Below are 8,638 nucleotides of genomic sequence, written 5' to 3'. Positions count from 1 at the left end.
GAGTGGCAGGCGGTGGGGATCAAGCTCGGCATGGTCGACCTGGTCACGACCGCCGACGAGGAGCGCCTGGTGGGGCACCTGGGGCCGGACCTGCTGGGCGCCGACTGGGATCCGGGCGAGGCCGTGCGAAGGCTGCGAGCGGCACCGGACAGGACGATCGGCGAAGCGCTGCTCGATCAGCGCAACCTGGCGGGGATCGGCACGATCTATCGCGCCGAGACCCTGTTCCTGCGCGGGATCTGGCCGTGGCGGAAGGTCGGGGAGATCGAGGATCTCGAAGGGCTCGTCACGCTGGCCCACCGGCTGCTGGAGGCCAACAAGGGGCATGGCGGCACGGTGACGACAGGTGATCGCCGCCCGGCGAACCAGACCTGGGTCTACGGCAGGGCAGGGAGACCCTGTCGCCGATGCGGCACGCGCATCAGCCGCGGGGAGATGGGGGCACAGCCACAGGAAAGGCTGATCCTGTGGTGTGGTGGCTGCCAGCCGCGTTAGGCCGCCACCATGTCCTTGACCTCGGGGAAGACAGTGTCGCCGATCGAACCGGGAACCGTCTCGGCAAGGGGCAGGCGCTCGTGCTCGGGCATGTCGGCCAGAACAGGCGCGGCCTGGAGCTCCGCCAGCGCGAACTGGTCGGAAACCTCACGCAACACCTGCGAGAGCGGCACACCGAGGGCACCGCAAATGGACGCGAGCAGCTCGGACGAGGCTTCCTTCTGGCCACGCTCGACCTCGGAAAGATAACCGAGCGAGACACGCGCCAGCGTGGACACCTCGCGTAGCGTGCGCCCCTGACGCACCCGCAACCGCCTCAGCACGTCACCGAGCAGCTGACGCAGCAGAATCATCTGTCGCTCCCTCCCCGGCGTGGATGTCTTCACCACGCCCCGCGCGATCGGATCGTGCCGCACATTGGTCTTCTTGGCTTCGTACATACTCCTCGCCGTCATCATGGGGCGTCGCCTCCCCGGGTCTGCCGCTCGTGCCTGGTCGCGCGACTCATCAGGCCCGCCTGCCGGGCGCTCGGTGCTTGCAGTTGGCTCACGGACCTCACTCACAGCTCCACCGTACCCGTATCCACCGACACCGCGTCAGACCGTGCTTCGCATGTTCGCTCGGGACGTAACACGGTAATCATCCGGAATGTTCCCCTTTGTTGGCCTTCAGCACACCTGCGAGGAGATCGACTGCCTCGTGCACCGTCCTTACCCGGATACGTTCGCGCGACCCCTCAAGGCTCAACGCACGCACCAGGTTCTCCCCGCCCGGGCCGTGGACCGCGGCGTACACCAGGCCCACGGGCTTTCCGTCCTGGGGTTCTGGGCCGGCCACACCCGTCACGGCCAGCCCGTATGCCGCCCCGCACACCCGGGCCACCCCTTCGGCCATCGCCGCGGCCACCTCGGGATGCACGGCCCCCTCGCGGCTCAGCAGCTCGCCGGGCACGCCCAGCAGATCACGCTTGAGATCGGTGGCGTAGGAGATCACCCCGCCCCGGAACGCCTTGGACGCCCCCGAGACCGACGTGAACGCGGCCCCGATGAGCCCGCCGGTCAGCGACTCGGCCACCGCCACGGTGGCGTCCTGCCGCACCAGCAGGGCCAGAACCTCGGCCACGTCCGCCATCGCTCAGCTCACTCCCCACGCGCCCGTCTGGCCACCTGGCGCAGCTTGACCGCCCGTACGAGATAGTCGACGCCCGTCGCGACGGTCACGACCAGCGCCGCGCCCATCACCACCCATCGCAGCGGGTCGGGCACCCCCGGCAGGATGTAGAGCACGATGGCGGCGATCTGCAGCACGGTCTTGACCTTGCCGCCGTAGCTGGCCGGGATGACCGCGTGCCGCAGCAGGACCAGCCGGAGCAGGGTGATGCCCAGCTCGCGGCCCAGGATCACGATCGTGACCCACCACGGCAGCTCGTCGAGGATCGACAGGCACACCAGCGCCGCCCCGGTGAGCGCCTTGTCGGCGATCGGGTCGGCGATCTTGCCGAAATCGGTGATCAGCCCGTAGCGGCGGGCCAGCTCGCCGTCGAGATGGTCGGTGATCGAGGCGACCCCGAACACCCCCAGGGCGGCCAGCCGCCAGCCGGTGCCGGGCAGGAACAGGCATGCGACGAAGAAGGGGACGAGCGCCAACCGGAGGACCGTGAGGACGTTGGCGATGTTCCACGGGCTCACCACGCGGCGCTCGTCCCTGGTCATGGACTGGCCTTGATGCGCGCGATCAGGTCAACCCCCTCGGCGTCGACCACGACCGCGCGCACGATCTGTCCCTTGACCAGGCCGATGCCCTGGACCGTCACCGAGCCGTCGACCTCCGGGCCCTGGTGGGCGGCCCGGCCCTCGTAGCCGCCGTCTCCCAGGTCGTCGTCGATGAGCACGTCGACCTCCGTGCCGATGCGCTCCTCCGCGCGCTGGGCGGTCAGTTCCTCCGCCAGCTCGGTGAGCACGCGCACGCGCTCGTCGATGACCTCCTGGTCGAGCTTGCCCGGCAGGCCGGCCGCCTCCGTGCCGTCTTCGTCGGAGTAGCCGAACACGCCGATCACGTCGAGCCTGGCCTGCTCCAGGAAGCCGACCAGCTCGCCGAACTCCTCCTCGGTCTCGCCCGGGAAGCCCACGATGAAGTTGGAGCGCACGCCCGCCTCGGGAGCGCCCTTGCGCACGCTCTCCAGGAGGCCGAGGAACCGCTCGGGGTCGCCGAAGCGGCGCATCCGGCGCAGGACGCCGCCGCTGGCGTGCTGGAAGGACAGGTCGAAGTAGTCGGCCACGCCCTCGGTGGCGGTGATGACGTCGATCAGCCCCGGCCGCAGCTCGGCGGGCTGCAGGTAGCTGACCCGCACCCGGTCGATGCCCGGCACGGCGGCGAGCTGCGGCAGCAGCTTCTCCAGCGCCCGCAGGTCGCCCAGGTCCTTGCCGTAGGAGGTGGAGTTCTCCGAGACCAGGACGAGCTCGCGCACGCCGCGATGAGCCAGCCAGTCGGCCTCGGCGAGCAGCTCGTCGGGGTTGCGCGAGACGTAGGCCCCGCGGAAGGCCGGGATGGCGCAGAACGTGCAGCGCCGGTCGCAGCCGGAGGCCAGCTTGAGCGAGGCGACCGGGCTCTCGTCGAGGCGCTTGCGCAGCACGCGCGGGCCGCTGGCGGGCGCGAGCCCGTCCGGCAGCTCGCCGTGGCCCGGGATGCCGGTCTTGGGCGCGCTGCCGCGCTCGACCGGCGAGATGGGCAGCAGCGTGCGGCGGTCGCGCGGCGTGTGCGGCTTGAGCGGACGCCCGGCCAGCACGTCGTCGAGCCGGCCGCCGATCTCGGTGTAGTCGTCGAAGGAGATGACGGCGCTCGCCTCGGGCAGTGCCTCGGCCAGCTCGTTGCCGTAGCGCTCGGCCATGCAACCCGCGGCCACCACCTTCGCCCCGGAGTCGGCGGCGGCGAGCAGCGTGTCGATGGAGTCTTTCTTGGCCGAGTCAATGAAGCCACACGTGTTGACGACGACGACGTCGGGGTCGTCGTCGCCCAGCTGCCAGCCGGCAGCCTCTAGTCGCGCGGCCAGCTCCTCGGAGTCGACCTCGTTGCGCGCGCAGCCCAGGGTGATCAGCGATGCGGTTCGGCGGGATGACATGGTGAACACTACGGTATCGGGAGTTGGCCACCACCTGATGCACGGCCTCCCCGCCGGACTACCGCGGAGGCGACGCGTCGAGGCCGAACGAGCGGGTCACCATCTCGCCCCGGCCCCCGAGTTTGTCCACCTTCTTGCCGTTGACCTGCAAGGACACCGCTCCGGCGTCACCGAGGAGCAGGCTGACCTTCTCAGCGGCCCGCCAGGTCGAGCTGTCTCCGGCCTTCAACATCCCGGCGAAGAGCATCCGGCCCTGACCGTCGCGCACGTTCACGTACGACGTACGCCTGGCCTCGATCTTCAGGGTGACCATGCCTTTGCCCGCTTTGCCCTTGCCCGCCGCGGCCCTGGGCCCCTCGGTGATGGGCGTGTTCGGCGGCACGCTGGGCTTGGGCGTGATGGCGTGCACGTCGGCGGTGCGCACCTGGTCGCTCGCGCCGCCGAGCACGCGCACCGTGCCGAACACCACCACGACGGCCAGCGCCACGCCGAGCGCCATCGTCCAGTTGGGCCCCCGGCGTTCGCGCAGGGCGAGCGTGCGGTCGGCCTGGAACACGGCGGCGGCGCGGACGGGCTGCGGCGCCCCGCCGTGTTGCTGGTCGAACAGGTGGACCGTGGCCTCGGGATCGAGCCCGACGACCTTGGCTATGGCCTTGACGTGACCGCGGGCGTAGAACCCGCCCCCGCACTGTTCGTAGTCTTCCTGCTCGATCCGGTTGATGATCGTTTCTCGGATCCGGGTCGCCGCGCTGACCTGCGCGACCGTCAATCCCGCCGCCTGCCTGGCCGCTGCCAGCATGGCCCCGATGCTCTGTTCCTGCACAGCGAACGCCTCCCCACCACGACAGTGCGTAGTGGTTCATATTCAATCAGTTATCGCCGTGGACCTGTGCATTGGGGTCATTCGCCACGCAGGTCGGCCAGCAACCCGGGCAGATCGTCCGGTTTCACCAGGACTTCGCGGGCCTTGGAGCCTTCGCTGGGGCCCACCACGTTGCGGCTCTCCAGCAGGTCCATCAGCCGTCCGGCCTTGGCGAAGCCGACCCGCAGCTTGCGCTGCAACATCGAGGTCGAGCCGAACTGGGTGGTCACGATCAGCTCGGCGGCCTGGATCAGCAGGTCGAGGTCGTCGCCGATCTCCTCGTCGATCTCCCGCTTGACCGGCGCGGCGGCCACGTCGTCGCGGTACTCGACCTGCATCTGCTCCTTGCAGTGCGTGACGATCTCGGCGATCTCCTTCTCCGAGACGTACGCGTTCTGGATCCGGATGGGCTTGCTCGCGCCCATCGGCAGGAACAGCGCATCACCCTGGCCGACCAGCTTGTCGGCGCCCGGCTGGTCGAGGATGACCCGCGAGTCGGTCAGCGACGACACCGCGAAGGCCAGCCTGGACGGCACGTTGGCCTTGATCAGGCCGGTGACGACGTCGACCGAGGGCCGCTGGGTGGCGATCACCAGGTGGATGCCGGCCGCGCGGGCGAGCTGCGTGATGCGCACGATCGAGTCCTCGACGTCGCGCGGGGCCACCATCATGAGGTCGGCCAGCTCGTCCACGATCACCAGCAGGTACGGGTACGGCTGGTAGACCCGCTCGCTGCCCGGCGGCGGCACGAGCTTGCCCGCGCGCACGGCCTTGTTGAACTCGTCGACGTGCCGGAACCCGCTGGCGGCCAGGTCGTCGTAGCGGCGGTCCATCTCGCCCACGACCCATTCCAGGGCCTCCGCGGCCTTCTTCGGGTTGGTGATGATGGGCGTGATGAGGTGCGGGATGCCCTCGTAGACGCTGAGCTCGACGCGCTTGGGGTCGACCAGCACCATGCGCACCTCGTCGGGGGTGGAGCGCATGAGGATGCTGGTGATGAGGCCGTTGACGCAGACCGACTTGCCGGCGCCGGTCGCGCCCGCGATGAGCAGGTGGGGCATCTTGGCGAGGTTGGCGACGATGGTCCGTCCCTCGACGTCCTTGCCCAGGCCCACGATCATCGGGTGGTGGTCGGCCTGGGCCACCTGGGAGCGCAGCACGTCGCCGAGCGCGACCAGGTCCTTGTCGGCGTTGGGGATCTCGACGCCGATCGCCGACTTGCCGGGGATGGGAGACAGGATCCTGACGTCGGCCGACTTGACGGCGTAGGCGATGTTCTTGGTGAGGGCGGTGACCTTCTCCACCTTGACCGCCGGGCCCAGCTCGATCTCGTAGCGGGTGACCGTCGGGCCGCGGGTGAAGCCGATCACCTGCGCGTCGATGGAGAACTGCTCCAGCACGCTGGTCAGCGCGTTGACCACGGTCGTGTTGGCCTTGGTCTGCGGCTTGGGCGCGGTGCCTGGCTTGAGGAACTGCAGGTCGGGCAGGCTGTACGGCCCCGCCTGCGGCGACAGCACGAGCTGCTCGACCTTGCGCGGCGCGGGCGTGGGCTCCGGCGGCTCCGGCCTGCGCTCGGGCACGGACGGCTCCTCGTCCGCGGGCCCGTCGACGAGCCCCGGCACGATCTCCGGCGAGTGGTCGGCCAGCTTGTCCTTCTCGGCGATGACCGGGGTGTCGTACGGCTTGACCGTCTCGGCGCCCTCGACCTCCGCCTTCTTGGCCCGCGGCCGGCGCTTGGCGGGCTCGCGCGGGGCGAGCGGCTCGGCGTGCCGCTCGAACAACATGTGCCGCAGCTCCGACAGCCGCTCGGGGATGCGGTGGACGGGCGTGGCGGTGATCACCAGCACGCCGAACCCGGACAGGAGCAGGAGCAGCGGGATCGTGATCCAGGACGGCAGGATGCTCATCGGCGGCGCCGACACGATGAACCCGATCATGCCGCCGGCGGCCGACACCTTGTCCATGCCCTGCCCCTGGCCCGCCGGGTAGGGGGTGTCGTTGGCCACGTGAATGACGCCGAGCACGCCGACCATGAGCGCGCTCCACCCGATGACCATGCGGCCGGTGTCGGCGTTCTGGTCGGGGTGGCGCAGGTAGCGCCAGGCCAGCAGGCCGAGCAGCAGCGGCAGCGCCCAGGCCAGCGAGCCGAACACGGCGTGCACGACGGTGTTCACGACGCCGGAGACCGTGCCCTCGGGGTTGCGCCAGGTCATCGAGGCCAGCACGATCGCGCCGGCCAGCACCGACAGGCCCACGCCGTCGCGCCGGTGTGCGGGGTCGAGCTCGCGGGCGTTCTTGCCGAGCGCGCGGGCGGTGCTGCCGATGCCGTTGGCTAGCAGCATCCACAGCCCGACGATCAGCTTGCCGATCATCGTGAAGACCCAGCTGATCGGGTCGGGATGGGTCACGGAGGACTTGCGGCCGGAGCTCGCGGCCTTCGCCCTCGGTCGCCCCGCCGCCGTGGCCGGCCGCTTCGCGGGGGTCGATCGAGGCGAGGTCGACCGCTTCGCCGGCCCCTTCGATGCGCTTTTCGGCGTACGGGTGGCCATGATGCCAAAGGTACGTCGGAGACGGCGTCGCACGCGCGGAGACGCGCCGTGCGCCCGAAATGTCCTACTGTATTCATATAGATGGCTGATCACGTTCAGTGGCGTCGTCCGCCGTCATGACGTACGCGCTGATCCAGCTCGCCGACGTCCGTGTCGTGCCCGAGGGGCCGCTGCACGGCTCGGCGGACCGGCGGTCGGGGAGGCTACGAGCTGGACACCGAGGTCCTGCTCAGTCATATCGGGTGACGAACGAGATCATGTCGCCGCGGCAGCGCCGCTCGACGTGACACAGGGGCTGCCCGTCGTGCGTGAGCAGCCCCTCCCGCACCAGCACCGCCTCGCCCGCCTGCATCTCCAGCATGCTCTGGTCGTGCAGGTCGGCGGGCTCGGCCGAGATGGCGTGCCAGGCGTAGCGGTAGGCGTGCCCGGCGGCCTCCAGCGCGGCGAGCACGCCCGCCCTGGCGTCGAGGCGCAGCCCGGCCAGCTCGGGGGCCAGGCGGTAGCGACTGAGCACGCAGGGCCGCTCGGCGTTGCGGAGCAGGGTGGTGATCTCGTGCACGACGCCGCCGGGCAGCCGCAGGTGACCGGCGGCCACCGGATGCGCCGCCTCCGCGCGCTCCACGATCCGCTCGCCGCCGCCGAACACGCCCGCCATGCCCGCGATGTCCGAAGGGCGGTGCCGGCGCGTCTCGGGATCGACGGAGACCTCGATCCGGCGCGGCGCCCGCCTGACGAAGCTCCCGAGCCCCTGCCGGGTCTCGACCAGGCCGGCCTTGCGCAGCTCCACCATCGCCTGGCGGGCGGTCAGCCGGTGGACGCCGTAGCGCTCGGCCAGCGCGTCCTCGGTCGGCAGGCGCTCGCCCGGCGCCAGCTCGCCCGACTCGATGGACCTGCCGAGGACTTGGGCGATCTCCCGGTAGCGGGCTTGTCGTGGCACGTGAACACCTTAAAGGTGCCGCAGGGTTCATCCCCCGGCCACATGCGGGCAGCCTTTCCGCCGCCCCGGGATCCTCGGCGGCTCGCTCACCGGCCTGGCCGGCCTACCGCGGCGGGCGACGCGGCGCCGTTGGCCGGCCTTCCGCGGGACGTGCGCCAGCCGGGAGCACCTTCTTCACAACCGGAGGTATCAACGGCACCCATCTGACACTCTGACTGTGACCGAACTGCCACAACGAGTGATGTTCTAGGACGCACAGTGGACACGACCAGAGTGTCGAGCACAGCCTTCGACGGCACTCCGCACGCCCCGGCGCACGCGCGCCGCTTCATCCGCCAGGTGCTCGGCGAGTGGCGCCTCAACCACCTGACGGAGGACGCGGTGCTGCTGACCAGCGAGCTCGTCACCAACGCCGTGCTGCACGCGGGCACCGGCATCGAGCTGACCTGCCGCCTCGACGTCGCGGCGAGCCCGGCCAGGCTGGAGATCGAGGTCGACGACCACCGGCCCGGCAGGACGGTCCCGACCCCCGAGGCCATGTCCACCGACCCCGCGCGCACGTCCGGGCGCGGGCTGGCGCTGGCTGTAGAGCACGCCGTTGGTGCCCTTGCCGGTGTCGGTGCAGGTGTCGACCAGGGTCTTGAACCGGTTGAGCGCGGTCACGTAGCCCGGGTTGT

Annotated in this window: 8 protein-coding genes and 1 pseudogene; 2 read left to right on the top strand and 7 right to left on the bottom strand. The window is 70.5% G+C overall.

Going from position 1 to position 8,638, the window contains the following annotated elements; genetic code table 11:
* Positions 1–495: pseudogene (locus ACWCSD_RS41125) on the top strand (DNA glycosylase); the annotation flags it as partial.
* On the opposite strand, the gene ACWCSD_RS41120 reads toward ACWCSD_RS41125, so the two are convergent.
* From ACWCSD_RS41120 to ACWCSD_RS41090, 7 genes are all read right to left on the bottom strand, one after another.
* Positions 492–848 carry a helix-turn-helix domain-containing protein gene (locus ACWCSD_RS41120; RefSeq protein ID WP_352323171.1) on the bottom strand — a complete coding sequence of 119 codons (357 nt, stop codon included), beginning with the start codon at positions 846–848 and terminating at the stop codon, positions 492–494. The pseudogene ACWCSD_RS41125 and the gene ACWCSD_RS41120 sit on opposite strands and share 4 nt — an antisense overlap.
* A gap of 286 nt (positions 849–1,134) precedes the next feature.
* Entirely contained in the window at positions 1,135–1,626 is a 492-nt protein-coding gene (locus ACWCSD_RS41115) for a CinA family protein (RefSeq protein ID WP_387672272.1), read from the bottom strand.
* Positions 1,627–1,634: 8 nt separating this feature from the next.
* Entirely contained in the window at positions 1,635–2,207 is a 573-nt protein-coding gene (pgsA, locus tag ACWCSD_RS41110; RefSeq protein ID WP_357985696.1) for a CDP-diacylglycerol--glycerol-3-phosphate 3-phosphatidyltransferase, read from the bottom strand.
* The gene (gene rimO / locus ACWCSD_RS41105; RefSeq protein ID WP_357985699.1) at positions 2,204–3,613 is read right to left on the bottom strand and encodes a 30S ribosomal protein S12 methylthiotransferase RimO; all 1,410 of its coding nucleotides are present in this window, start codon (positions 3,611–3,613) and stop codon (positions 2,204–2,206) included. The genes pgsA and rimO overlap by 4 nt, the downstream gene beginning before the upstream one ends.
* Positions 3,614–3,671: 58 nt before the next feature.
* Positions 3,672–4,436, bottom strand: a complete 765-nt coding sequence (locus ACWCSD_RS41100) for a helix-turn-helix domain-containing protein (RefSeq protein ID WP_358291873.1) — start codon at positions 4,434–4,436, stop codon at positions 3,672–3,674.
* Between the two features lie 77 nt (positions 4,437–4,513).
* The gene (locus ACWCSD_RS41095) at positions 4,514–7,024 is read right to left on the bottom strand and encodes a DNA translocase FtsK (protein ID WP_397160795.1); all 2,511 of its coding nucleotides are present in this window, start codon (positions 7,022–7,024) and stop codon (positions 4,514–4,516) included.
* A 229-nt stretch (positions 7,025–7,253) separates the two neighbouring features.
* On the bottom strand, positions 7,254–7,961 hold the full coding sequence (locus ACWCSD_RS41090) for a GntR family transcriptional regulator (protein ID WP_397160797.1): 708 nt from the start codon (positions 7,959–7,961) through the stop codon (positions 7,254–7,256).
* 258 nt (positions 7,962–8,219) lie between these two features.
* Between ACWCSD_RS41090 and ACWCSD_RS41085 the strand changes: the two genes are divergently transcribed.
* A partial coding sequence (locus ACWCSD_RS41085) for an ATP-binding protein (protein WP_449923018.1) occupies positions 8,220–8,638 on the top strand: 419 nt, incomplete at its 3' end.

The sequence above is a fragment of the Nonomuraea sp. NPDC001684 genome, assembly GCF_053596515.1.
Note: the sequence above shows the minus strand (reverse complement) of the source record. Positions and strands in the feature narration are given on the sequence as shown.